General features: G+C 61.5%; 23 protein-coding genes. 19 read left to right on the top strand and 4 right to left on the bottom strand.

Annotation, left to right across the window (positions count from 1 at the left end):
- Positions 1-5: 5 nt before the first annotated feature.
- The 3 genes from FHT84_RS07010 to hemC all read right to left on the bottom strand — a co-directional run bounded on the left by FHT84_RS07010 (position 6) and on the right by hemC (position 3,016).
- Positions 6-1,271: a mitofilin family membrane protein gene (locus FHT84_RS07010; protein WP_113249153.1), complete on the bottom strand. Its 1,266-nt coding sequence runs from the start codon at positions 1,269-1,271 to the stop codon at positions 6-8.
- 80 nt (positions 1,272-1,351) lie between these two features.
- The gene (locus FHT84_RS07005; protein WP_113249151.1) at positions 1,352-2,080 is read right to left on the bottom strand and encodes a uroporphyrinogen-III synthase; all 729 of its coding nucleotides are present in this window, start codon (positions 2,078-2,080) and stop codon (positions 1,352-1,354) included.
- A gap of 6 nt (positions 2,081-2,086) precedes the next feature.
- Positions 2,087-3,016, bottom strand: coding sequence for a hydroxymethylbilane synthase (gene hemC, locus FHT84_RS07000; protein WP_113249150.1), 930 nt, complete (start codon positions 3,014-3,016; stop codon positions 2,087-2,089).
- 84 nt (positions 3,017-3,100) lie between these two features.
- On the opposite strand from hemC, the gene tsaD reads away from it, so the two are divergent.
- From tsaD to FHT84_RS06965, 7 genes are all read left to right on the top strand, one after another.
- On the top strand, positions 3,101-4,198 hold the full coding sequence (tsaD, locus tag FHT84_RS06995; RefSeq protein WP_113249148.1) for a tRNA (adenosine(37)-N6)-threonylcarbamoyltransferase complex transferase subunit TsaD: 1,098 nt from the start codon (positions 3,101-3,103) through the stop codon (positions 4,196-4,198).
- Complete coding sequence (locus tag FHT84_RS06990; RefSeq protein ID WP_113249147.1) at positions 4,195-5,184, top strand: NAD(P)H-dependent glycerol-3-phosphate dehydrogenase; 990 nt, start codon at positions 4,195-4,197, stop codon at positions 5,182-5,184. Before tsaD ends, FHT84_RS06990 begins: the two co-directional genes overlap by 4 nt.
- A 52-nt stretch (positions 5,185-5,236) precedes the next feature.
- A complete protein-coding gene (locus FHT84_RS06985; RefSeq protein ID WP_113249144.1) occupies positions 5,237-5,536 on the top strand; it encodes a hypothetical protein in 300 nt (99 codons plus the stop codon).
- Complete coding sequence (locus FHT84_RS06980) at positions 5,533-5,967, top strand: PIN domain-containing protein (RefSeq protein WP_113249143.1); 435 nt, start codon at positions 5,533-5,535, stop codon at positions 5,965-5,967. The genes FHT84_RS06985 and FHT84_RS06980 overlap by 4 nt, the downstream gene beginning before the upstream one ends.
- 65 nt (positions 5,968-6,032) lie before the next feature.
- The gene (locus FHT84_RS06975) at positions 6,033-6,326 is read left to right on the top strand and encodes a YciI-like protein (protein ID WP_112341372.1); all 294 of its coding nucleotides are present in this window, start codon (positions 6,033-6,035) and stop codon (positions 6,324-6,326) included.
- A 3-nt stretch (positions 6,327-6,329) separates the two neighbouring features.
- Complete coding sequence (locus FHT84_RS06970) at positions 6,330-6,761, top strand: EVE domain-containing protein (RefSeq protein WP_113249142.1); 432 nt, start codon at positions 6,330-6,332, stop codon at positions 6,759-6,761.
- A 16-nt stretch (positions 6,762-6,777) separates the two neighbouring features.
- Positions 6,778-7,428, top strand: a complete 651-nt coding sequence (locus FHT84_RS06965) for a methyltransferase (RefSeq protein ID WP_113249141.1) — start codon at positions 6,778-6,780, stop codon at positions 7,426-7,428.
- Between the two features lie 6 nt (positions 7,429-7,434).
- On the opposite strand, the gene FHT84_RS06960 is transcribed toward FHT84_RS06965, so the two are convergent.
- Positions 7,435-7,833 carry a hypothetical protein gene (locus FHT84_RS06960; RefSeq protein WP_113249140.1) on the bottom strand — a complete coding sequence of 133 codons (399 nt, stop codon included), beginning with the start codon at positions 7,831-7,833 and terminating at the stop codon, positions 7,435-7,437.
- A gap of 302 nt (positions 7,834-8,135) precedes the next feature.
- Between FHT84_RS06960 and sdhC the strand changes: the two genes are divergently transcribed.
- From sdhC to odhB, 12 genes are all read left to right on the top strand, one after another.
- Entirely contained in the window at positions 8,136-8,534 is a 399-nt protein-coding gene (gene sdhC, locus FHT84_RS06955) for a succinate dehydrogenase, cytochrome b556 subunit (protein WP_112341368.1), read from the top strand.
- 65 nt (positions 8,535-8,599) lie between these two features.
- The gene (gene sdhD, locus FHT84_RS06950; RefSeq protein WP_112341367.1) at positions 8,600-8,980 is read left to right on the top strand and encodes a succinate dehydrogenase, hydrophobic membrane anchor protein; all 381 of its coding nucleotides are present in this window, start codon (positions 8,600-8,602) and stop codon (positions 8,978-8,980) included.
- 7 nt (positions 8,981-8,987) lie between these two features.
- Positions 8,988-10,844: a succinate dehydrogenase flavoprotein subunit gene (gene sdhA / locus FHT84_RS06945; RefSeq protein ID WP_112341366.1), complete on the top strand. Its 1,857-nt coding sequence runs from the start codon at positions 8,988-8,990 to the stop codon at positions 10,842-10,844.
- Between the two features lie 17 nt (positions 10,845-10,861).
- Complete coding sequence (locus tag FHT84_RS06940; protein WP_075853671.1) at positions 10,862-11,641, top strand: succinate dehydrogenase iron-sulfur subunit; 780 nt, start codon at positions 10,862-10,864, stop codon at positions 11,639-11,641.
- 325 nt (positions 11,642-11,966) lie between these two features.
- On the top strand, positions 11,967-12,494 hold the full coding sequence (locus FHT84_RS06935) for a protease inhibitor Inh/omp19 family protein (RefSeq protein WP_112341365.1): 528 nt from the start codon (positions 11,967-11,969) through the stop codon (positions 12,492-12,494).
- Positions 12,495-12,555: 61 nt separating this feature from the next.
- The gene (zapE, locus tag FHT84_RS06930; RefSeq protein ID WP_113249139.1) at positions 12,556-13,719 is read left to right on the top strand and encodes a cell division protein ZapE; all 1,164 of its coding nucleotides are present in this window, start codon (positions 12,556-12,558) and stop codon (positions 13,717-13,719) included.
- A gap of 180 nt (positions 13,720-13,899) precedes the next feature.
- Positions 13,900-14,862 carry a malate dehydrogenase gene (gene mdh, locus FHT84_RS06925; protein WP_015341411.1) on the top strand — a complete coding sequence of 321 codons (963 nt, stop codon included), beginning with the start codon at positions 13,900-13,902 and terminating at the stop codon, positions 14,860-14,862.
- 27 nt (positions 14,863-14,889) lie between these two features.
- A complete protein-coding gene (sucC, locus tag FHT84_RS06920) occupies positions 14,890-16,083 on the top strand; it encodes an ADP-forming succinate--CoA ligase subunit beta (RefSeq protein ID WP_113249138.1) in 1,194 nt (397 codons plus the stop codon).
- Positions 16,084-16,088: 5 nt separating this feature from the next.
- The gene (locus FHT84_RS06915; protein ID WP_112341362.1) at positions 16,089-16,580 is read left to right on the top strand and encodes a DUF1579 family protein; all 492 of its coding nucleotides are present in this window, start codon (positions 16,089-16,091) and stop codon (positions 16,578-16,580) included.
- Positions 16,581-16,592: 12 nt separating this feature from the next.
- Positions 16,593-17,495: a succinate--CoA ligase subunit alpha gene (gene sucD / locus FHT84_RS06910; RefSeq protein ID WP_183761517.1), complete on the top strand. Its 903-nt coding sequence runs from the start codon at positions 16,593-16,595 to the stop codon at positions 17,493-17,495.
- Positions 17,496-17,670: 175 nt separating this feature from the next.
- Positions 17,671-20,655, top strand: coding sequence for a 2-oxoglutarate dehydrogenase E1 component (locus FHT84_RS06905; RefSeq protein WP_112341361.1), 2,985 nt, complete (start codon positions 17,671-17,673; stop codon positions 20,653-20,655).
- A gap of 245 nt (positions 20,656-20,900) precedes the next feature.
- A complete protein-coding gene (odhB, locus tag FHT84_RS06900; RefSeq protein ID WP_113249137.1) occupies positions 20,901-22,145 on the top strand; it encodes a 2-oxoglutarate dehydrogenase complex dihydrolipoyllysine-residue succinyltransferase in 1,245 nt (414 codons plus the stop codon).
- The last annotated feature ends 11 nt before the right edge of the window (positions 22,146-22,156 follow it).

Here is a 22,156-nt window from a genome sequence, read left to right as displayed (position 1 = left end):
CGTCCTTAATTCTGTTTCCCGGTATTGGCGATCGCCTTCGACAGGGCGTCGCTTACCAGATCCTCGACGCGGATGCGGGCCTCCAGCGATTGCTTGAAGGCGGCCGAGGCCGATTTGGCCGCATCGGGCAGGCCGTTCCATTCGGTAACCGCGCCCGGCAGATCGCCATTCCTGACCTTATCCTCGAAGCGGGCGGCGATGGCATCGATGCTGTCGCCGGGGACATTACCAACGGGGCGGACCTGCACCAACGACTTGGCGCCCGCCATCAGGCGGCTGCTCCAGCTCTGGTTCGGATCGTCCGTCTGTGCCGTTGCGACGATTGCGGTTGCAACATCGGAGACCTGGCGGATCAGGTCGGCGCGGGAGGGCACGCCGGTTTGGGCGAAATTCTTGAGATCGGCAACGGCAGGATCGTCCGGCGCGACATTGGCGAAGGTATCAAGCTCGGGCTGGAAGGGACCGCCGCGGTCAATCGCCGCCTTCAACGCAGCTGCGGCGATGGCGCGGGCCACAGCGCTTTCCTGGCTCGGTCCGCTCAGCTTCTTTTCGGCGTCGTCGAGACGTTTGTTGACTTCGGCATCCGAGGTTGCCTGGCTCTGGGTCGCCTTGCTGAGGTCCGCCTTTAGCTGCTCGACTTCGCCGGTCAGCGACGCGATCTTCTGGTCGGATGCTGCGCCTGCAGCCCCACCCGATCCGCCCGCAGACGTGCCGTTGGCTACGCTTGTCTCCAGCGCTGCGACGCGGGCTGTTAGGGTCTCGTCGGGCTTGGCCGCCGGCGCGGCAGCGAGATTGGCGATGCTCTGCTTCAGCCCGTCGATCTCGGCATTCAATGCGGCTATGTCGGCGGAATTGTCCTTGGCGGCGCGGCTGCCGGGCAGGAAACCGGCATATTGCAAGGCGCCGGCACAGATGAGGGCAATCAAGCCGCCGACAATGCCGGCCGCAATAAGGCCCGAGGTCGAGCCTTCGCGCGGCGGCTGCCGCGGCCGGTCGGCGTGAGGAGGCTCAGGCTCTGCCTGCTGTGTCGTCGTTTGCCGTTCTTGCGGAGTGGCGGCGAAGATGGACTCCTTGGATTCCTCGGGAAGCGGCTCCTTGTCCGTTTCGAGCGGCATTTCCACTTCATTGGCGGAGGAGGAGCCAGGTTCATCATGACTGCGCTCCGTCACGTCTTCCGAAGCTGCGTCCTGCGCTGTTTTTTCGGCTTCCAGGTCGATCGTGACCGGTTCGTCGTTGGGCTTCGAATGGTTAGGCGGTTTTCGCGATACCATGAGGTCCTCTTTATCATGCGCTGCAACGAAGTTAGACAGACAAGACGATTATGGAAAGGCCTTAGATCAAAATTGCGGCGTTACGCCTGGATCAGGAACGACAGAAGACGGTCTTCGTTCGGCATGTCGGCGATGTCGGTTTGGGAATGCATCCGCGCCGGAACGGCTTCGGCGATCGCTTCGCTCAGGCAGAGGAATCGCGTTTCGGTGAAGGCTTCCGGATTTTGCCGGACGAAGGGTAGGCCGAAAAAGCGCTGTGCCGTTTGACGGGAGTAAAGCAGCACGGCATCGGCGCGGGCGTCTGTAAAAAGCCGGCGAAGAACGGCATTTTCGGGAGTGATGTCATGCATCCGGTAGCATTCTACAGTGACGAAAGGCAGCTGCAGCTCCGTCAATCCGGCTTCGAAACCGGGCGCGCGCGGAGAGCCGGCGAGATAGAGCAGGGGGTTCCCACCTGGGCTGGCCGGATGGCCTGATATCAAGGTGGCAAGCTCGGCGCCGCCACCTTCGGACACGGCGACATTGCTGAATCCGAGATCGGCGGCTTCCTTTGCTGTGGCCTTTCCGACAGCAAAAAGACGGCGACCTAAATGCGGCGCCAGATCCGCGCCTAATGATGCAAGCGTGCGGATTGCTTCGGCACTGGTGACGGCGATGGCGCCGCGCGTGCTCAGGAGCGCCCGCCCTGCTTCTGCGACATGATGCACGGGCTCCGCGAGCGGCAGCAGGAGGGCTTCGTGCCCCATCTGCGCCAGTCGCCGCACGGTGCGTTCACCCGAATGCTGGGGGCGGGTGACGACGACGCGCATCTTTCATCAGGTCCAGTCTTCGAAGAAGGTGCTGCCGGCCTCGGCCCGAATCGCCTGGCCGGCATTGACGCCGAGTGCCTCGGCATCGCGCCGGTGGCCCTCGATAGTTGTTGTGTGTACCTGCCTGCCATCCGGAGTGAGGATCATGCCGAAGAAGCGCAGATGATCGCCTTCGCAAATTGCGTAGCCGGCTATTGGCGTGCGACATGAACCGTCAAGTGCCGCCAGGAAGGCACGTTCGCAGGATACGGCGTCGAAGGTCGGCCCGTCATTGATGGCGGCGAGCAGGTTATTCATCCGCTGATCGTCGATCCGGCTTTCGATGGCGATTGCGCCTTGCGCGGGTGCCGGCGGAAAATCATCGGGGTCGAGAATATCGGTGATGACCTCGACCATGCCAAGCCGCTTCAGCCCGGCAAGCGCCAGCAAGGTGGCGTCGGCCTGTCCCTCTTCCAGCTTGCGCAGACGCGTCTGGACGGAGCCGCGGAAGGTGATGACATTGATATCCGGGCGCAGACGGCGGATCAGCGCCTGGCGGCGCAGCGATGCCGAGCCGACGGTGGCGCCGTACGGCAGCTCGATCAGTTTCGGCGCGGTGCGGCCGATGACGGAATCGCGGATATCTTCACGCGGCAGATAAGCGGTAAGCCCGAGGCCTTGGGGCAGCTTCGTCGCCATATCCTTGGCCGAATGCACGGCGAAGTCGAGCTCGCCCGACGTCAGTTTTTCTTCCAGCTCCTCGGTGAACAGGCCCTTGCCGCCGATTGCCGCGAGCGAGCGGTCGGTGATGCGGTCGCCCTTGGTGGTGAGAACGACGATTTCGAACATCTCCTCCGGAAGGCCGTGGGCCGCCATCAGGCGGTCGCGCGCTTCTCGCGCCTGGGCGAGCGCCAGCGGGCTGCCGCGCGTGCCGATCCGGAAAGGTTTTGTTTGCATCCGCTTTGATCCGTTGTTACCGACAGTTCCCGTAACCATATTTCCGCTTTACCGCAATCGACCTGTAGGCAACGAACTTTCTCCATGGCATCCGTTCTTCGTATTCTCGGCATCGAAACAAGCTGCGACGAAACCGCCGCGGCCATTGTCGAGCGCCGGGATGACGGCACGCCCATGGTCTGTTCCGATGTCGTCCTCAGCCAATTGGACGAGCATAGCGCCTATGGCGGCGTCGTGCCGGAAATCGCCGCGCGGGCGCATGTCGAGGCGCTCGATACGCTGATCGACGAAGCATTGAAACGCGCCAATGTGTCGCTCTCGGACGTCGATGCCATTGCCGCCACATCCGGTCCCGGCCTCATCGGCGGCCTGCTCGTCGGGCTGATGACCGGCAAGGCGATCTCGCGGGCGATAGGCAAGCCATTATACGCCATCAACCATCTCGAAGGCCATGCCCTGACGGCGCGGCTGACGGACGGACTTGCGTTTCCCTATCTGATGCTGCTCGTGTCCGGCGGCCACACGCAGCTGATCCTGGTGCGCGGTGTCGGCCAATACGAGCGCTGGGGTACGACCATTGACGATGCGCTCGGCGAAGCTTTCGACAAAACGGCCAAACTTCTGGGACTGCCCTATCCCGGCGGCCCGGCCGTGGAAGCAGCCGCGAAAAACGGCAATCCGGACCGTTTCGATCTTCCGCGGCCGCTGGTCGGCGAGACGCGTCTCGATTTTTCCTTTTCCGGGCTGAAAACGGCGGTGCGGCAGGCGGCCACTGCGATTGCTCCTGTCACCGAGCAGGATATTGCCGATATCTGCGCCTCCTTCCAGAAGGCAATCTCGCGCACGCTGAAGGATCGCATCGGCCGAGGCCTGCAACGCTTCAAGACGGAGTTCCCGAAGACCGAGGAAAAGCCGTCGCTTGTCGTGGCCGGCGGTGTCGCCGCCAATCTCGAACTGCGCCGCACGCTGCAGGAGCTTTGCGATGCCAATGGCTTCCGCTTCATCGCGCCGCCATTGAGATTGTGTACGGACAATGCCGTCATGATCGCCTGGGCGGGACTGGAGCGCATGGCAACGGGAGCGGTGCCTGACGATCTCGATGTGCAGCCGCGCTCGCGCTGGCCGCTGGATCAGAAGGCGGAAACCCTGCTCGGACACGGCAAACGAGGAGCAAAGGCATGAGCGGCAACGAGCGGATCGCAGTCATCGGCGCCGGCGCTTTCGGCACGGCGCTTGCCGCCGTCATCGCGTTGACCGGCCGCAGCGACGTCACCCTCGTCGGCCGCAAGGCCGGTTTGATGGCGGATCTCGCCGCCGATCGCATGCATGATGCCGTGTTGCCCGGGGTCGAGCTGCCGGATTCGCTGGGGTTTTCGGCCGAGGCGGATGCCGTTTCCAATGCCGGCATCATTCTCTTCGCCATGCCCTCGCAGGCGCAGGCCGATGCTGCCCGCCATTATGGTCCTTATCTCACCAAGGATGCCGTCGTCGTCACCTGCGCCAAGGGTATCGACAAGGTTTCCGGCGATCTGCTGACCGACATGCTGGAGCGGGAGCTGCCGGAGCATGCCATCGCCGTTCTTTCCGGGCCGGGCTTTGCCGCCGACATCGCCAAGGGCCTGCCGACTGCCATGGCGATCGCTGCCGCAGACATGGCGGTGGCGGAACGGCTTGCCCAGGCGATTTCCGGCCCGACCTTCCGCCTCTACGCCTCGGATGACCGCATTGGCGTGCAGCTCGGCGGTGCCTTGAAGAATGTGCTCGCGATTGCCTGCGGCATCGTCGAGGGCCGCGGGATCGGCGATTCCGCCCGTGCGGCGCTGATCAGCCGCGGTCTTGCCGAGATGTCTCGCTTCGTTGCGGCCAAGGGCGGCAAAGCCGAGACCGTGCGCGGGCTTTCCGGTCTTGGCGATCTCGTGCTGACGGCTACCAGCCATCAATCACGCAACCTGCGATTCGGTATCGCGCTGGGTGAAGGCAAGGCCGGCGATCCGACGCATGGCGCGCTGGTCGAAGGCGCCTATGCCGCTTCCATCGCTTCGCGGCTCGCCCACGAACTCGGCATCGACATGCCGATCACCGACGCGGTGTCCGCCATTATCGACGGCAAGCTCGACATAGCCACAGCCATCGGGCAATTGATGACGCGGCCGATCACCACGGAATAGATTGAATAACAGGGCGTCTCTGGATATATTACTGGATATATAGGAGACCCTGATGACCAGCTCGCAGAAACGCGCAGTGCAGAATTACCGCTCCCGTCTTGGCGAGCGCGGTCTGGCACGCTTCGAGGTGCTGGGGCTCGATGAGGATAAGGCGCTCCTTCGCTCGCTGGCACGGCATTTAGCCGAGGATGGTGCCGAAGCGGCCCGCATTCGCGATGTCGTCACCAAGACGATCTCGAAAGAGCCTTCAAAAAAGGGCGGTGTCATTGCCGCGCTCCGAAGTTTTCCTCTCGAAGACGCTGAACTGGATCTCGAACGGCTGCGGACCGAGCCGCGTGAGATCGATCTGTGACGCGCTACCTGCTGGATACCAACATTGTTAGCAATGCGATCAAACCGGAGCCTTCGCAGGCGCTTTTGGCATGGTATGCGGAGCAAGCGGATGACGATTTATTTGTTCCATCTCTCGTGGTGGCCGAGATTCGGCGCGGTATTTTAATCATGCCGGTGGGTCGCAGGCGCAGTTTGCTGGAAGCATGGTTTTCAAGCTTTGCAGGACCGCAGACAGTATTTGCCGGGCGAATCCTTCCTTTTGACGAGCGCGCTGGATTGATCTGGGCGCAACTCATGGCCGAAGGGCGGTCGATTGGGCGCCCAAGAAATGCCTTTGATATGATTATCGCCTCTATAGCTGTCGTGAACGATTGTGTTTTGGCCACGGACAACGAAAAAGACTTTTGGGGCCTCGATATCATCAACCCCCTTCGCGCAGAAACAGGATGACGTGCCGCAAGTAAGGCCTTATCCATCGCCATCAATAGTTTCGATTTTCTTGGGAGAATTAAACCATGCTGTTTGCCTTTGTCTGCAAGGACAAGCCCGGTCATCTGAATGTTCGCATGGAGACGCGTCCGGCGCATCTGGAGCATCTGAACAAGCTCAATGCCGAAGGGACGCTGAAGATGGCCGGTCCCTTCCTGGACGCGGAGGGCAAGCCGAACGGCAGCCTCGTGGTCGTCGATGCCGAGAACATCGAGGCGGCCAAGGCGCTTGCCGATGCCGATCCCTATACGAAGGCCGGCCTGTTCGAGAGCGTCGAAATCAAGCCGTTCAACTGGGTCTTCAACAATCCGGAGGCATGAGAGATGGCGCACTGGCTTTATAAATCCGAGCCGTCCTCCTGGTCCTGGCAGCAGCAGAAGGATGCCGGCGCAAAAGGCACCGAATGGACCGGCGTGCGCAACTATCTCGCCCGGAACAACATGCGGGCCATGCAGATCGGCGACAAGGGCTTCTTCTATCATTCCAATGACGGGCTCGAAATCGTTGGTATCGTCGAGGTCTGCGCACTCGCGCATCCGGATTCGACCGCCAAGGACGATCCGCGCTGGGAATGTGTCGACATCCGCGCCGTCCGTGATATGCCGAACCCGGTGTCGCTCAAGGATATCAAGGCCAATCCGAAGCTCTCGCAAATGTCGCTCGTCACCTCCATGCGGCTTTCGGTGCAGCCCGTGAAGGATGAGGAATGGCTGGAAGTCTGCCGCATGGGCGGTCTGGACAATCCGCCGGTCTGATCCGACTGGAGGTTGAGTGAAAACCGATCCCGAGAGCTTCATCCGTGCCAATACCAGCCTCATGGCGCCGCCGCATGTGCCGGAAATCCGGCTGCAGCTGGCAAGCGAGGCGCATGAGCTGTGGCTGAAGACGGAGGAGGAGTTGGAAGCGATCGGCCTGCCGCCGCCCTTCTGGGCTTTTGCCTGGGCCGGCGGCCAGGGTCTGGCGCGCTATATACTCGATCATCCGGAGATCGTTGCCGGCAGAACAGTGCTGGATTTTGCGAGCGGCTCCGGGCTTGTCGCGATTGCTGCCAAACGTGCGGGTGCGCGACATGTGTTGGCCGTCGATATCGATCCATGGGCCGGCACGGCGATCCGGCTCAATGCTGCTGAAAATGGTGTGGCCCTGGATTTTTCCGGCGACGATATGATCGGGCAGGCCGTGGATGAGGGCGTCATTCTTGCCGGCGATGTCTTCTATGATCGCGATTTTGCCGCGAGCCTCGTTCCCTGGCTAAGACGTTTGGCGGGCGACGGGAAGACCGTTCTGGTCGGCGATCCCGGCAGGGCCTATCTTCCGAAGGATCGTCTGGAGGCACAGGCCACCTATCAAGTGCCGGTCACGCGGGCACTTGAGGATAGCGAAGTCAAGAAAACGACGGTTTGGCGATTTCTTGCCGGGTAAAGATCGTCAGTGCCGGATGACGCAGACGCCCGCTTCGTATGAGCAGGGGTTGGCGGCATAGCGGACATCGATGACTTTCGCCTTTGGCCTCGGCTGAATCGCGGCGGGGCGGGCATAGGGATTGTAGCCGCCATAGCCGATAACATAGGTGCCGCCATCAGCCCGATAGACATCGGCCGAGCCGGCATAGCTGCCGGCGTTTGCCGCGTCATGCCGTTCCATGATGACGATCCGGGCAGGTTGCTGCTCGCGCCTCTGGGGCTGGGATATTTGGCTCAGGTGCACCAAGCCGGAGCGATCGTGATGATGCCAGTGGCGGTAGTCGCCCGCCGAGGCCGGGGCGAAGGAAAGAGTGGCTGCTGCCGCCAAAACGAGCGCTGCTGCCTTGAAAAGATGCGGCTTCATGATTCGCTCCGCTTCGGCCGGTTAATGAAATCTTAACGACAGATTGCCCCAAGACCGCAACGAAGTCCACGCCAGGGTTGATGAAATGGTAAACGGCCCGGATTGGAAAGCTCTTCTCTGCATACTCGCTAAAGTGCAGAGCGATCCGAATCGATTAAATTCAAGGCAGGCATCAATTGTGCTTGTCGATAGGCGTCCGGGTGATTAATGGTCGCAATGATGCAACGCACACTACATGTCTTTGTAAGGGCGTTGCCCCGGATAACCGGGTTCTAAGCGTATCGTAACGCCGCGAGGTTCTGATGGCGAACGTCACACAAAACCGGCCTCTGTCGCCGCACCTGCAAATTTACAAACCCATCCCTACCATGGTCATGTCGATCGTTCACCGCATTACCGGCGGCGCGCTCTACTTCGGCACGTTGTTGGTCGCCTGGTGGCTGATCGCCGCGGCGACGGGCCAGGGCTATTTCGAGCTGGTCAACTGGATCATGGGCACGATCATCGGCCGCATCATCCTGCTTGGCTACACCTGGGCGCTGCTGCACCACATGCTTGGCGGTCTGCGCCATTTCGTGTGGGATCTCGGGCATGGTTTCGATCCCGCCGTTTCGACCAGGATGGCCAAGGCCACGCTCGTCGGCTCGATCTGTCTGACCGCTTTGGTCTGGATCATCGGCATCGTCATCCGGCTGGGTTGATTGGCATGACCGCTCCCGGAAGCGCTCGGATGCCTTTCGGGATCATGCTTTAAAGGATATTTCTCATGGATATGCGCACTCCCCTGGGCAAAGTCCGCGGTCTCGGTTCCGCCAAGGAAGGTACCGATCATTTCTGGCGCCAGCGCCTGACCGCCGTTGCCAACGTTCCGCTCTTTCTCTTCTTCGTCATCTTCCTGCTAATCTATGCCGGCGCGCCCTACGCTGAAGTCGTGCATGCGATCTCGAACCCGATCGTCGCCGTCATCTTCGGCCTGATGGTGATCTCCGCCATCATTCATATGAAGATCGGCATGCAGGTTATCATCGAGGACTATGTCCACGGCGAATTCGGCAAGATCGTCCTTCTCATGCTCAACACGTTCTTCGCGGTCGTCGTGGCGGGGCTCTGTCTTTTCGCCATTCTGAAGATCGCGTTCGTAGGATAATTGCATCATGGCACCGAACTCTTCTGCTCAGAATGGGCCCGCTCAGAACGGGAAAGCCTACAAGTATATCGACCACTCCTATGACGTGATCGTCGTCGGCGCCGGCGGCGCGGGTCTGCGCGCCACGCTCGGCATGGCCGAACAGGGCTTCCGCACCGCCTGCATCACCAAGGTCTTCCCCACCCGTTCGCACACCGTCGCAGCCCAGGGCGGCATTGCCGCCTCGCTGCAGAACATGACGCCGGACAGCTGGCAGTGGCACCTCTACGACACCGTCAAGGGCTCCGACTGGCTGGGCGATGTCGACGCCATGCAGTACATGGTCATGGAAGCGCCGAAGGCCGTCTACGAGCTCGAGCACTACGGCGTGCCCTTCTCGCGTAACGAAGAAGGCAAGATCTATCAACGCCCGTTCGGCGGCCACATGCAGAACTTCGGCGAGGGACCGCCGGTACAGCGCACCTGTGCTGCCGCCGACCGTACCGGCCACGCCATCCTGCACACGCTCTACGGCCAGTCGCTGCGCAACAATGCGGAATTCTTCATTGAGTATTTCGCGCTCGACCTCATCATGTCCGACGATGGCAGCCGCTGCACCGGCGTCGTTGCATGGTGCCTCGATGACGGCACGATCCATCGCTTCGCCGCCAAGATGGTGGTGCTGGCGACCGGCGGCTACGGCCGCGCCTATTTCTCGGCGACGTCTGCCCATACCTGCACCGGCGACGGCGGCGGCATGGTGGCTCGCGCCGGCCTGCCGTTGCAGGACATGGAGTTCGTGCAGTTCCACCCGACCGGCATCTACGGGTCGGGCTGCCTGATCACCGAAGGCGCGCGCGGCGAAGGCGGTTATCTCGTCAATTCCGAGGGCGAGCGTTTCATGGAGCGCTATGCTCCCTCGGCGAAGGACCTTGCCTCGCGCGACGTCGTTTCGCGCTGCATGACGCTGGAAATTCGCGAAGGACGCGGCGTCGGCAAGAACAAGGACCATATCTTCCTGCATCTCGACCATCTCGATCCGGCCGTGCTGCACGAGCGCCTGCCCGGCATTTCCGAGAGCGCGCGTATCTTCGCCGGCGTCGACGTGACCCGCGATCCGATTCCTGTCCTGCCGACCGTTCACTACAATATGGGCGGTATTCCCACGAACTATTGGGGCGAAGTGCTGAATGCCGACAGCAGCAATCCCGAGCGCGTGCTGCCGGGCCTGATGGCCGTCGGCGAAGCCGGCTGCGCATCGGTGCACGGCGCCAACCGCCTCGGCTCCAACTCGCTGATCGACCTCGTGGTCTTCGGCCGTGCCGCCGCCATCCGCGCCGGTCAGGTCATCGACCGCAACAGCCCGGTTCCGCCGGTCAACGTTGCCGCCTGCGACAAGATCATGGAGCGCTTCGATCGCCTGCGCCATGCCAGCGGCTCGACGCCGACGGCAGCACTGCGCGAGAAGATGCAGCGCGCCATGCAGGAAGACGCCGCCGTGTTCCGTACGCAGGAATCGCTGGAATCCGGCTGCCGCCGCCTGTCGGAGATCTGGAAGGAGCTGCCTGACATCAAGGTCACCGACCGCTCGCTGATCTGGAATTCCGACCTTGTCGAGACCCTGGAGCTGCACAATCTGATGGCCAATGCCATCACGACGATCTACGGCGCCGAGGCCCGCAAGGAAAGCCGCGGCTCGCATGCCCGCGAGGACTATACGGAGGGCAAGTTCGCCGGCCGCGACGACGAAAACTGGCGCAAGCATACGCTTGCCTGGGTCAATGAGGCAGGCGACGTGAAGCTCGACTATCGTCCGGTTCACACCGACCTGATCGCCGAAGGCATCGATCCGCACAAGATCGAGCCGAAGGCACGCGTGTACTGATCTGAGAGGAACTGACCATGGTTGAACTCGCTCTCCCCAAGAACTCTCAGATGCGCGAAGGCAAGGTCTGGCCGAAGCCGGTCGGCGCCAAGAATACGCGCGAATTCCGCGTCTATCGCTGGAGCCCGGATGATGGCCAGAACCCGAGCATCGATACTTATTATATCGATGTCGACGACTGCGGTCCGATGGTGCTCGACGGTCTGCTCTACATCAAGAACAAGATCGACCCGACGCTGACGCTGCGCCGCTCCTGTCGCGAAGGCATTTGCGGCTCCTGCGCGATGAACATCGACGGTACCAACACGCTCGCCTGCACAAAGGGTCTGGACGAGATTAAGGGCACCGTGAAGATCTATCCGCTGCCGCATATGCCCGTCGTCAAGGATCTCGTCCCCGATCTGACGAACTTCTACGCGCAGCACCGCTCGATCGAACCCTGGCTGAAGACGGTCTCGCCGCCGCCGGCCAAGGAATGGAAGCAAAGCCATGAAGACCGCCTGAAGCTCGACGGTCTTTACGAATGCATTCTCTGCGCCTGCTGCTCGACCTCCTGTCCGAGCTACTGGTGGAACGGCGACCGCTATCTCGGCCCGGCCGTCCTGCTGCAGGCCTATCGCTGGCTGATCGATTCCAGAGACGAAGCCAAGGGCGAACGCCTCGACAACCTCGAGGATCCCTTCCGCCTCTATCGCTGCCACACGATCATGAACTGCGCCCAGACCTGCCCGAAGGGTCTGAACCCGGCCAAGGCGATCGCCGAAATCAAGAAGATGATGGTCGAGCGGCGGGTTTAAGCCCGCCGTTTCCGGCCATTTGACCGCGAACAAGGAGATAATGCTTCGGCAGATTTGCCGAAGCGCCCGAGTGGTCGCCAGACGAGATGAGATATCATCCGTCTCGGATGAGATCGGTCAGGACGGCGAAATTTGCCACCTGCATCCATTTTGGGCGAGGCTGGCAGAGATTAGCCTTGAAACCACCCGATTCTTGTCCAGCTATCGCCTACGGCAATTTGTAGCGGTATCGACTTGATTAACCAAAGTGAAATACGATAATTCGGACATCATTAAACATGACTTCGCAGATGTCAGCGGTGGACAATCAACTAGGAGTGTGATGATGCAGTTTAGATATGCAGTGACGGCTGCGGCGATTGGCCTGTCGCTTGCCGGTTGCCAGCGCACGGCATACAATAACGACAGTTATTCGTCTCCGGCACCACTGCAGGCTCAGCCTGTTCCTTCCGTCCAGTCCAGCCAGCTTCCGCCCCCAGGCGCCGGTAACGGTTCGCAATTCCCGGCTGCTCCGGCGAGCGCGCCGAATGGGGCCAATCCCGCGCAGCAGCAGGCGATGGCGGCTTCCGCCATGGATGTTACGAAGGAATCGATGGTCGGCAGCTGGAAGGTCAGCAATGGCGGATCGAGCTGCGACATGTTCCTGACGCTGACGAACCTCGGCGGCGGCTCGCGCGGCGGTACGCGCGGTTGCGCCGGCGAACTGACCTCGATGGGTTCGTGGGAAGTTTCCGGCAAGCAGGTTCTCCTGAAAAATCGTGACGGCTCGACGATCGGCACGGTCTACAAGACAGCAGATTCCCGCTTTGACGGCTCGACCGCCTCCGGCCAGCCGCTCAGCCTCAGCCGATAAGCTTATTTGAAGGGGCGGCATCCCTTGGATGCGCCCCATTTGCACAGGCGGATATTTCCCCATGCAGCCCATGCCAGATTACGCGCTCAGCGTCTGCGAACAGCTAAAGGCGCTGACGGCGTCCGGATCCCTTCAGGTGGATTCGGCGCAGATGGATGTGGCGAAAATGTTGGACCGAGTGCTTGCCGATCTCAAGCGGAAGCGGCCGGCTGCCAAATCCAGCGCGCTCGGCTGGATGTTTGCCGCGCGCAAGAAGTCCGCCGAGACGATCAAAGGCCTTTATATTCACGGCAGCGTCGGACGCGGCAAGACCATGTTGATGGACATGTTCTTCTCGATGGCGCCCTGCCAGAAGAAGCGTCGGGCGCATTTCTTCGAGTTCATGGCCGATGTGCACAATCGCATTGCGGCGCAGCGGCTGAAATTCAAGAATGGCGAGACCAAGCAGTCCGATCCCATACCGCCTGTTGCAGCCGATCTCTACGCCGAAGCCGAACTGCTGTGCTTCGATGAATTCACCGTCACCGACATTGCCGATGCGATGATCCTCTCACGGCTGTTTTCCGAGCTGTTCTCGCTCGGCTGCGTGCTGATCGCGACGTCGAATGTCGAGCCGGACAATCTCTATCGCGACGGGCTCAATCGTGGCCTCTTCCTGCCCTTCATCGATCTGCTCAAGAAGCATGTCGATGTGGTGACGCTGGATTCGCCGACCGATTACCGCATGGAGAAGCTGAACAGCCAGCCTGTCTATCTCACTCCGCTCGACCAACGCGCCGACATGGCGATGGACGCCTCCTGGATGCAGGCATTGCACGGGCGCAAGGCGCAGCCGATGGAAATCCCCATGAAGGGGCGCTCCATCCATGTGCCGCTTTCCGTCGATCGCATGGCGCGCTTCTCCTTCGCCGATCTCTGCGATGCGCCACTCGGGCCTGCCGATTTCCTCACCATCGCCGAGCGTTTCGACACGATCTTCCTCGATCACGTGCCGAAGCTCGGTCCGGATAAGCGGAACCAAACGAAGCGTTTTATCATTTTGATCGATACGCTCTACGATCATAATATCCGCCTTTACGTCTCCGCGGCTGCCATGCCGGAAGATTTGCTTGAGGAGCGGCGGGGGACGGAAGGCTTCGAATTCGACCGCACAGCGTCGAGGCTTTTCGAGATGCGCAGCGCCGAATATCTGGCTCAGACTCCGGCCAGACGTGCCGCCGAGTAACAATTCGGTGACGAAATGTCTTACGTTTACGTAAGACATTTTCGATCTAACCGATTGAAATTCCTGATCTCAAAATAATCAATTGCCAATTTCGCCCTTTGGGTCTATGCGATTGGCGGCTATTGTGGATGCCTTTCACGGTATCCCGCCACGGATTTTGATCGCAAAGGATACACCGAAATGGCGCGCAACAAGATCGCACTTATTGGTTCTGGCATGATTGGTGGCACGCTGGCGCATCTCGCCGGCCTGAAGGAACTGGGCGACATCGTCCTGTTCGACATCGCGGACGGCATTCCTCAGGGCAAGGGCCTCGACATCGCCCAGTCCTCCCCGGTCGAAGGCTTCGACGCCAACCTCACCGGCGCCAGCGACTATTCCGCGATCGAAGGCGCTGACGTCTGCATCGTCACCGCCGGCGTTCCCCGCAAGCCGGGCATGAGCCGCGACGATCTTCTCGGCATCAACCTCAAGGTCATGGAGCAGGTCGGCGCCGGCATCAAGAAGTATGCTCCGAACGCTTTCGTGATCTGCATCACCAATCCGCTCGACGCCATGGTCTGGGCGCTGCAGAAGTTCTCGGGCCTGCCGACCAACAAGGTCGTCGGCATGGCCGGCGTGCTCGACTCGTCGCGCTTCCGCCTCTTCCTCGCCAAAGAATTCAACGTATCGGTCGAAGACGTCACGGCCTTCGTTCTCGGCGGCCACGGCGACTCGATGGTTCCGCTCGCCCGCTACTCCACCGTTGCCGGCATTCCGCTGACCGACCTCGTCACCATGGGCTGGCTGACCGCCGAGCGCCTCGAAGAAATCATCCAGCGCACCCGTGACGGCGGCGCCGAAATCGTCGGCCTGCTCAAGACCGGTTCTGCCTATTACGCTCCGGCCGCTTCCGCCATCGCCATGGCTGAATCCTACCTCAAGGACAAGAAGCGCGTCCTGCCTTGCGCCGCGCACCTCGATGGCCAGTATGGCGTCAAGGACATGTATGTCGGCGTTCCCACCGTCATCGGTGCCGGCGGCATCGAGCGCGTTATCGAGATCGACCTGAACAAGGCCGAAAAGGAAGCCTTCGACAAGTCGGTCGCAGCCGTTGCGGGTCTTTGCGAAGCCTGCGCCACGATCGCGCCGTCGCTGAAGTAATTTCCGCCTTCCAACAGGGATAGACCCATGAACATTCATGAATACCAGGCCAAGGCGCTGTTGAAGAGCTATGGCGCCCCCGTCGCGGACGGCGTTGCCATCTTCTCCGCCGATGAAGCCGCCGCCGCTGCCAAGCAGCTCCCCGGCCCGCTCTACGTCGTCAAGAGCCAGATTCACGCTGGTGGCCGTGGCAAGGGCAAGTTCAAGGAACTCGGCCCGGACGCCAAGGGCGGCGTTCGCCTCGCCAAGTCCGTTGACGATGTTGTCGCCAACGCCAAGGAAATGCTCGGCCACACGCTGGTGACCAAGCAGACCGGGCCGGCCGGCAAGCAGGTCAACCGCCTCTATATCGAAGACGGCGCCGACATTGATCGCGAACTCTACCTCTCGATCCTCGTCGACCGCTCCGTCGGTCAGGTTGCTTTCGTCGTTTCGACCGAAGGCGGCATGGACATCGAGACCGTCGCGCACGACACGCCGGAAAAGATCATCACCGTGGCCATCGAACCGTCGACGGGTGTGACGGCTGCCAACACGGCTGCCCTTTCCGACGCGCTGAAGCTCGAGGGTGCTGCCCGCGAAGATGCCGCCAAGCTCTTTCCGATCCTCTACAAGGCCTTCGTCGAAAAGGACATGGCGCTCCTCGAGGTCAACCCGCTGATCGTGATGACCAATGGCCGCCTTCGCGTTCTCGACGCCAAGGTTTCCTTCGACGGCAATGCGCTCTTCCGCCATGAAGATATCCGCGCGCTGCGCGACACGACGGAAGAAGACGAGAAGGAAATCCAGGCCCACGAATATGATCTCGCCTATGTCGCCCTCGACGGCAACATCGGCTGCATGGTCAATGGCGCCGGTCTCGCCATGGCAACCATGGACATCATCAAGCTCTACGGCGCTGAGCCGGCGAACTTCCTCGATGTCGGCGGCGGCGCTACCAAGGAAAAGGTCACGGCCGCCTTCAAGATCATCACCGCCGATCCGGCTGTCCAGGGCATTCTGGTCAACATCTTCGGCGGCATCATGAAGTGCGACGTCATTGCCGAAGGCGTGCTCGCAGCCGTCAAGGAAGTCGGTCTGAAGGTTCCGCTCGTCGTGCGCCTCGAGGGCACCAATGTCGAGCTCGGCAAGAAGATCATCAACGAATCCGGTCTCAACGTCATCTCCGCAGATGACCTGGACGATGCCGCCCAGAAGATCGTGAAGGCAGTCAAGGGCTGATCGGGATGGCTGCTTCCTTCGCTCCAACGGCTGCTCATCTTCGCCTCGGTGCCTTTGCCGGCACCTGGGAAGGGGAGGAGCGTGTCGCGGCTTCGGCCTGGACGAAGGAAGGCACGGCAACCGCGCAGCTCACGGCCGAGTGTCTGTTCGGCGGATTTTTCGTCGAACAGCGCTATGTCCAGAAGCGGGACGGCGCCACATCGTTCGAAGCCCGGAACATTCTCGGCTTCGACGCTGCGGATCAGGCCTACAAGCTCTATCAGTTCGATACGGTGGGCTTTACGCCTGCCGCGCCGGCTTCCGGCGAATGGATCGACGACAAGCTTGTGCTGACCAAGGTCTCGCCGCGCGGTCAACAACGCACTCTCTTTCAGTTCGAAAATGAAGACTGCTACCGCATGGGCGTCACGTTCTCGCCCGCCGGCAGCGATACATGGCAGGAGGTCGTCAGCGGCTTGTACCGTCGCGTTGCCTCCGCGTCTTCCAACCTCTCGTAACAAAGGCCTCGCATGTCTATTCTCATCAACAAAGACACCAAGGTTCTGGTTCAGGGCCTGACCGGCAAGACCGGTACCTTCCACACCGAACAGGCGCTTGCCTATCACGGCACGAAGATGGTCGGCGGTATCCATCCTTCCAAGGGCGGTGAAACCTGGACCGGCAAGGACGGCGAAAAGCTGCCGATCTTCATGTCCGTCGCCGAAGGCAAGGACGCTACCGGCGCCAACGCCTCGGTCATCTACGTTCCGCCGGCGGGCGCCGCAGCTGCGATCCTCGAAGCGATCGACGCCGAGATCCCGCTCATCGTCTGCATCACGGAAGGCATTCCGGTCGCCGACATGGTCAAGGTCAAGGATCGCCTGATCAAGTCGAAGTCGCGCCTGATCGGACCGAACTGCCCGGGCGTCCTGACCCCGAACGAGTGCAAGATCGGCATCATGCCGGGCTCCATCTTCAAGAAGGGCTCCGTCGGCGTTCTCTCGCGTTCCGGCACGCTGACCTATGAAGCCGTGTTCCAGACCACCAATGAAGGCCTTGGCCAGACAACGGCTGTCGGCATCGGCGGCGACCCCGTCAAGGGCACCGAATTCATCGACGTCCTGGAAATGTTCCTTGCCGACGACGAAACCAAGTCGATCATCATGATCGGCGAAATCGGCGGCTCGGCGGAAGAAGACGCCGCACAGTTCCTCAAGGACGAAGCCAAGAAGGGCCGCAAGAAGCCGATGGTCGGCTTCATCGCCGGCCGCACGGCACCTCCCGGCCGCACGATGGGCCATGCCGGCGCTGTCATCTCCGGCGGCAAGGGCGGCGCGGAAGACAAGATCGCGGCGATGGAATCGGCAGGCATCCGCGTGTCGCCGTCGCCGGCGCGTCTCGGCAAGACGCTGGTGGAAGTCCTGAAGGGCTGAGCCTACCTATAGCAAGGCCGGACGGGGCGGCAGACGCCTTGTCCCGTCCGGTTTAGACATTCGCAAGTGCATACCGACGGCCTTGATGGCCTCAGATGAAATACGGTCGCCGGGAACCCGAAAACCGGCAATGCAAACAAGTTGGGAGACGGGCGAGAGCGCCCGCAGATTCACCATGGCAAGGCAAGAAGCCAACGAGCAATTTCAGATCACCTCGTTCCTGGATGGCGCCAACGCTGCCTATATCGAGCAGCTTTATGCGCGCTACGAGGACGATCCTTCGTCGGTGACCGACGAATGGCGGTCTTTCTTCAAGGCGCTCGAGGATAGCCCCGACGACGTGAAGAGGGCGGCCAAGGGCGCCTCCTGGCAGCGTAAGAACTGGCCGATCCCGGCAAAGGGCGATCTCGTTTCCGCGCTCGACGGCGATTGGGGCGTTGTCGAGAAGGTTATCGAAACCAAGCTGAAGGCGAAGGCCGAAACCGCCAGCGCGCCGGCGAGCGCAACCGATGTCCTGCAGGCGACGCGCGATTCCGTGCGCGCCATCATGATGATCCGCGCTTATCGCATGCGCGGCCATCTGCACGCCAAGCTCGACCCGCTCGGCATCGCCGCTCCCGTTGAAGACTACAAGGAGCTGTCGCCGGAAGCCTACGGCTTCACCGAGGCCGACCTCGACCGAAAGATCTTCATCGACAACGTGCTCGGCCTCGAATTCGCGACCCTTCGCGAGATGATCGAGATCCTTGAGCGCACCTATTGCTCCACCCTCGGCGTCGAATTCATGCACATCTCCAACCCGGAGGAAAAGGCCTGGATTCAGGAGCGCATCGAAGGGCCGGACAAGGGCATCGCTTTCAATCCCGAGCGCAAGAAGGCCATCCTCCAGAAGATCATCGAAGCCGAAGGCTACGAGCAGTTCCTCGACGTCAAGTTCAAGGGCACCAAGCGCTTCGGCCTCGACGGCGGCGAATCGCTGATCCCGGCGCTCGAACAGATCCTGAAGAGCGGCAGCCAGCTCGGTCTCAGGGAAGCCGTGTTCGGCATGGCCCATCGCGGCCGCCTGAACGTGCTGTCCCAGGTTATGGGCAAGCCGCACCGCGCCATCTTCCACGAGTTCAAGGGCGGCTCCTACGCGCCTGACGAAGTCGAAGGTTCGGGCGACGTGAAGTACCATCTCGGCGCCTCCTCGGACCGCGATTTCGACGGCGCCAAGGTGCACGTCTCGTTGACGGCAAACCCGTCGCATCTGGAAATCGTCAATCCGGTGGTCATGGGCAAGGCCCGCGCCAAGCAGGACATGGGCGCCACCCAGTGGGACGGCGATATCATCCCGCTCTCCGAACGCGCCAAGGTCGTGCCGCTGCTGATCCATGGTGACGCGGCTTTCGCCGGCCAGGGCGTTGTTGCCGAAATCCTCGGCCTCTCCGGCCTGCGCGGTCACCGCGTTGCCGGCACGATGCATGTCATCATCAACAACCAGATCGGTTTCACCACCAATCCGGCCTTCTCGCGCTCGTCGCCCTATCCGTCCGACGTCGCCAAGATGATCGAAGCGCCGATCTTCCACGTCAACGGCGACGATCCGGAAGCGGTTGTTTATGCCGCGAAGATCGCGACCGAATTCCGCATGAAGTTCCACAAGCCCGTTGTGGTGGACCTCTTCTGCTACCGCCGGTACGGCCATAATGAAGGCGATGAGCCGTCCTTCACGCAGCCGAACATGTACAAGGTCATCCGCGCCCACAAGACGGTGCTGCAGATCTATTCGCAGCGTCTGATCAGCGAAGGCGTGCTGACCGAAGGCGAAGTCGAGAAGATGAAGGCCGATTGGCGCGCCCACCTCGAGCAGGAGTTCGAGGCCGGCCAGTCCTACAAGCCGAACAAGGCCGACTGGCTTGACGGCGAGTGGTCCGGCCTGCATACGGCCGACAATGCCGACGAGCAGCGCCGCGGCAAGACCGCCGTGCCGATGAAGTCGCTGAAGGAAATCGGCCGTAAGCTGTCGGAAATCCCGGCCGGCTTCCACGCCCACCGCACCATCCAGCGCTTCATGGAAAACCGCGCCAACATGGTGCAGACGGGCGAAGGCATCGACTGGGCAATGGCGGAAGCCCTGGCATTCGGTTCGCTCGTGGTCGAAGGCCACAAGATCCGCCTGTCCGGTCAGGATTGCGAACGCGGCACCTTCTCGCAGCGTCATTCGGTTCTCTACGATCAGGAGACCGAAGAGCGCTACATTCCGCTCGCCAATCTTTCGCCCACCCAGGCCCGCTACGAAGTCATCAACTCGATGCTCTCGGAAGAAGCGGTTCTCGGCTTCGAATACGGCTATTCGCTCGCCCGTCCGAATGCGCTGACCCTCTGGGAAGCCCAGTTCGGCGACTTCGCCAATGGTGCACAGGTCGTTTTCGACCAGTTCATCTCGTCGGGCGAACGCAAGTGGCTGCGCATGTCCGGTCTCGTCTGCCTGCTGCCGCATGGCTATGAAGGCCAGGGTCCGGAACATTCTTCGGCCCGTCTGGAACGCTACCTGCAGCTCTGTGCCGAAGACAACATGCAGGTCGCCAACGTCACGACGCCGGCGAACTACTTCCACATCCTGCGCCGTCAGCTGAAGCGCGACTTCCGCAAGCCGCTGATCCTGATGACGCCGAAGTCGCTGCTGCGCCACAAGCGCGCCGTGTCGACGCTTACGGAGATGGCGGGCGAGAGCTCCTTCCATCGCCTGCTGTGGGACGATGCGGAAGTGATCAAGGATGGCCCGATCAAGCTGCAGAAGGACAACAAGATCCGTCGCGTCGTCATCTGCTCGGGCAAGGTCTACTATGATCTCCTGGAAGAGCGCGAGAAGCGCGGCATCGACGATATCTACCTGCTGCGCATCGAACAGCTCTATCCGTTCCCGGCCAAGGCGCTCATCAATGAGCTCAGCCGCTTCCGCAATGCGGAAATGGTCTGGTGCCAGGAAGAGCCGAAGAACATGGGCGCATGGTCCTTCATCGATCCCTATCTGGAATGGGTGCTTGCCCATATCGATGCCAAGTACCAGCGCGTTCGCTACACCGGCCGTCCGGCCGCCGCCTCTCCGGCGACGGGCCTGATGTCCAAGCATCTGTCGCAGCTTGCGGCGTTCCTCGAGGACGCGCTCGGCGGGTGAGGGGTTGCGCGATGACGCGTTTTCGTTTGAAAATTGCGTCGTCGCGCTCCAGCCTTCCGCTTGATGCGACGGGGGAGAAGATGGCCGTCATGCAGCAACATGCAGCCTATCGCCACGATCAAGCAAAAGCCCGGTCGGCCGCTGATGTTGTCCGGGCGCCAGCGTCGCGGTGTGTCACCCGTCCGCCGGTCCTCTGTCGCCGGAATTCCATCTAACTCAAAATGACGAAAATCAGGATTTGAACAATGGCCACTGAAATCCGCGTTCCTACCCTCGGCGAATCCGTCAGCGAAGCGACCGTCGGTACCTGGTTCAAGAAGGTCGGCGATGCCATCAAGGCTGATGAGCCGCTTCTCGAACTTGAAACCGACAAGGTCACGATCGAAGTTCCGGCACCTTCCGCCGGTACGCTTTCCGAAATCGTTGCCCAGGCCGGCGAAACCGTAGGCCTCGGCGCGCTGCTCGGCCAGATCTCCGCCGGCAACGGCGCTGCCGCCGCTCCGGCACAGGCTGCCGCACCCGCGGCTCCGGCTGCTCCGGCACCGGCCGCGGCTGCACCGGTTGCAGCGCCTGCCGTTTCCGCTCCGGCGTCTTCCATGCCGCCGGCACCGGCTGCAGCCAAGCTGCTCGCCGAAAACAATCTCTCCGCCGATCAGGTCGAAGGCAGCGGCAAGCGCGGCCAGGTCCTGAAGGGTGATGCCATCGCCGCCGTCGCCAAGGCTGCTTCGGCGCCGGCCGCCGCACCGGCCGCGCCCGTTGCCGCCCGTGCCCCGACCGCCGTCGAGGATGTCAATCGCGAAGAGCGCGTGAAGATGACGCGCCTGCGCCAGACGATTGCGCGCCGCCTCAAGGATGCACAGAACACCGCCGCCATGCTCACCACCTATAATGAGGTGGACATGAAGGCTGTCATGGACCTGCGCAACAAGTACAAGGACGTCTTCGAGAAGAAGCATGGCGTGAAGCTCGGCTTCATGGGCTTCTTCACCAAGGCCGTTACGCACGCGCTGAAGGAATTGCCTGCTGTCAACGCCGAGATCGACGGCACCGACATCATCTACAAGAACTACTGCCACATCGGTATGGCTGTCGGTACCGACAAGGGCCTCGTCGTTCCTGTTATCCGCGATGCCGACCAGATGTCGATCGCCGAAGTCGAGAAGGAACTTGGCCGTCTGGCGAAGGCTGCCCGCGACGGCTCGCTGTCGATGGCCGACATGCAGGGCGGCACCTTCACCATCACCAATGGTGGCGTCTACGGTTCGCTGATGTCCTCGCCGATCCTGAATGCGCCGCAGTCGGGCATTCTCGGCATGCACAAGATCCAGGAGCGCCCGGTCGCCATCGGCGGTCAGGTCGTCATCCGCCCGATGATGTACCTGGCGCTCTCCTACGACCATCGTATGGTGGACGGCAAGGAAGCGGTTACCTTCCTCGTGCGCGTCAAGGAAAGCCTGGAAGATCCGGAACGTCTCGTTCTCGATCTCTAATGGGAGCGTTG

Source organism: Rhizobium sp. BK289 (assembly GCF_014193575.1).
Taxonomy (GTDB): Bacteria; Pseudomonadota; Alphaproteobacteria; order Rhizobiales; family Rhizobiaceae; genus Rhizobium; species Rhizobium tropici_C.
The sequence above is the reverse complement of the archived record's forward strand: the minus strand, read 5'-3'. Positions and strand labels throughout refer to the sequence as shown.

Bases quoted from the DNA above. Each gene is read 5' to 3' on its own strand.
- FHT84_RS07010 (WP_113249153.1), bottom strand. From the start codon at position 1,271: ATGGTATCGCGAAAACCGCCTAACCATTCGAAGCCCAACGACGAACCG.
- FHT84_RS07005 (WP_113249151.1), bottom strand. From the start codon at position 2,080: ATGCGCGTCGTCGTCACCCGCCCCCAGCATTCGGGTGAACGCACCGTG.
- hemC (WP_113249150.1), bottom strand. From the start codon at position 3,016: ATGCAAACAAAACCTTTCCGGATCGGCACGCGCGGCAGCCCGCTGGCG.
- tsaD (WP_113249148.1), top strand. From the start codon at position 3,101: ATGGCATCCGTTCTTCGTATTCTCGGCATCGAAACAAGCTGCGACGAA.
- FHT84_RS06990 (WP_113249147.1), top strand. From the start codon at position 4,195: ATGAGCGGCAACGAGCGGATCGCAGTCATCGGCGCCGGCGCTTTCGGC.
- FHT84_RS06985 (WP_113249144.1), top strand. From the start codon at position 5,237: ATGACCAGCTCGCAGAAACGCGCAGTGCAGAATTACCGCTCCCGTCTT.
- FHT84_RS06975 (WP_112341372.1), top strand. From the start codon at position 6,033: ATGCTGTTTGCCTTTGTCTGCAAGGACAAGCCCGGTCATCTGAATGTT.
- FHT84_RS06970 (WP_113249142.1), top strand. From the start codon at position 6,330: ATGGCGCACTGGCTTTATAAATCCGAGCCGTCCTCCTGGTCCTGGCAG.
- FHT84_RS06960 (WP_113249140.1), bottom strand. From the start codon at position 7,833: ATGAAGCCGCATCTTTTCAAGGCAGCAGCGCTCGTTTTGGCGGCAGCA.
- sdhC (WP_112341368.1), top strand. From the start codon at position 8,136: ATGGCGAACGTCACACAAAACCGGCCTCTGTCGCCGCACCTGCAAATT.
- sdhD (WP_112341367.1), top strand. From the start codon at position 8,600: ATGGATATGCGCACTCCCCTGGGCAAAGTCCGCGGTCTCGGTTCCGCC.
- sdhA (WP_112341366.1), top strand. From the start codon at position 8,988: ATGGCACCGAACTCTTCTGCTCAGAATGGGCCCGCTCAGAACGGGAAA.
- FHT84_RS06940 (WP_075853671.1), top strand. From the start codon at position 10,862: ATGGTTGAACTCGCTCTCCCCAAGAACTCTCAGATGCGCGAAGGCAAG.
- FHT84_RS06935 (WP_112341365.1), top strand. From the start codon at position 11,967: ATGCAGTTTAGATATGCAGTGACGGCTGCGGCGATTGGCCTGTCGCTT.
- zapE (WP_113249139.1), top strand. From the start codon at position 12,556: ATGCAGCCCATGCCAGATTACGCGCTCAGCGTCTGCGAACAGCTAAAG.
- mdh (WP_015341411.1), top strand. From the start codon at position 13,900: ATGGCGCGCAACAAGATCGCACTTATTGGTTCTGGCATGATTGGTGGC.
- sucC (WP_113249138.1), top strand. From the start codon at position 14,890: ATGAACATTCATGAATACCAGGCCAAGGCGCTGTTGAAGAGCTATGGC.
- FHT84_RS06915 (WP_112341362.1), top strand. From the start codon at position 16,089: ATGGCTGCTTCCTTCGCTCCAACGGCTGCTCATCTTCGCCTCGGTGCC.
- sucD (WP_183761517.1), top strand. From the start codon at position 16,593: ATGTCTATTCTCATCAACAAAGACACCAAGGTTCTGGTTCAGGGCCTG.
- FHT84_RS06905 (WP_112341361.1), top strand. From the start codon at position 17,671: ATGGCAAGGCAAGAAGCCAACGAGCAATTTCAGATCACCTCGTTCCTG.
- odhB (WP_113249137.1), top strand. From the start codon at position 20,901: ATGGCCACTGAAATCCGCGTTCCTACCCTCGGCGAATCCGTCAGCGAA.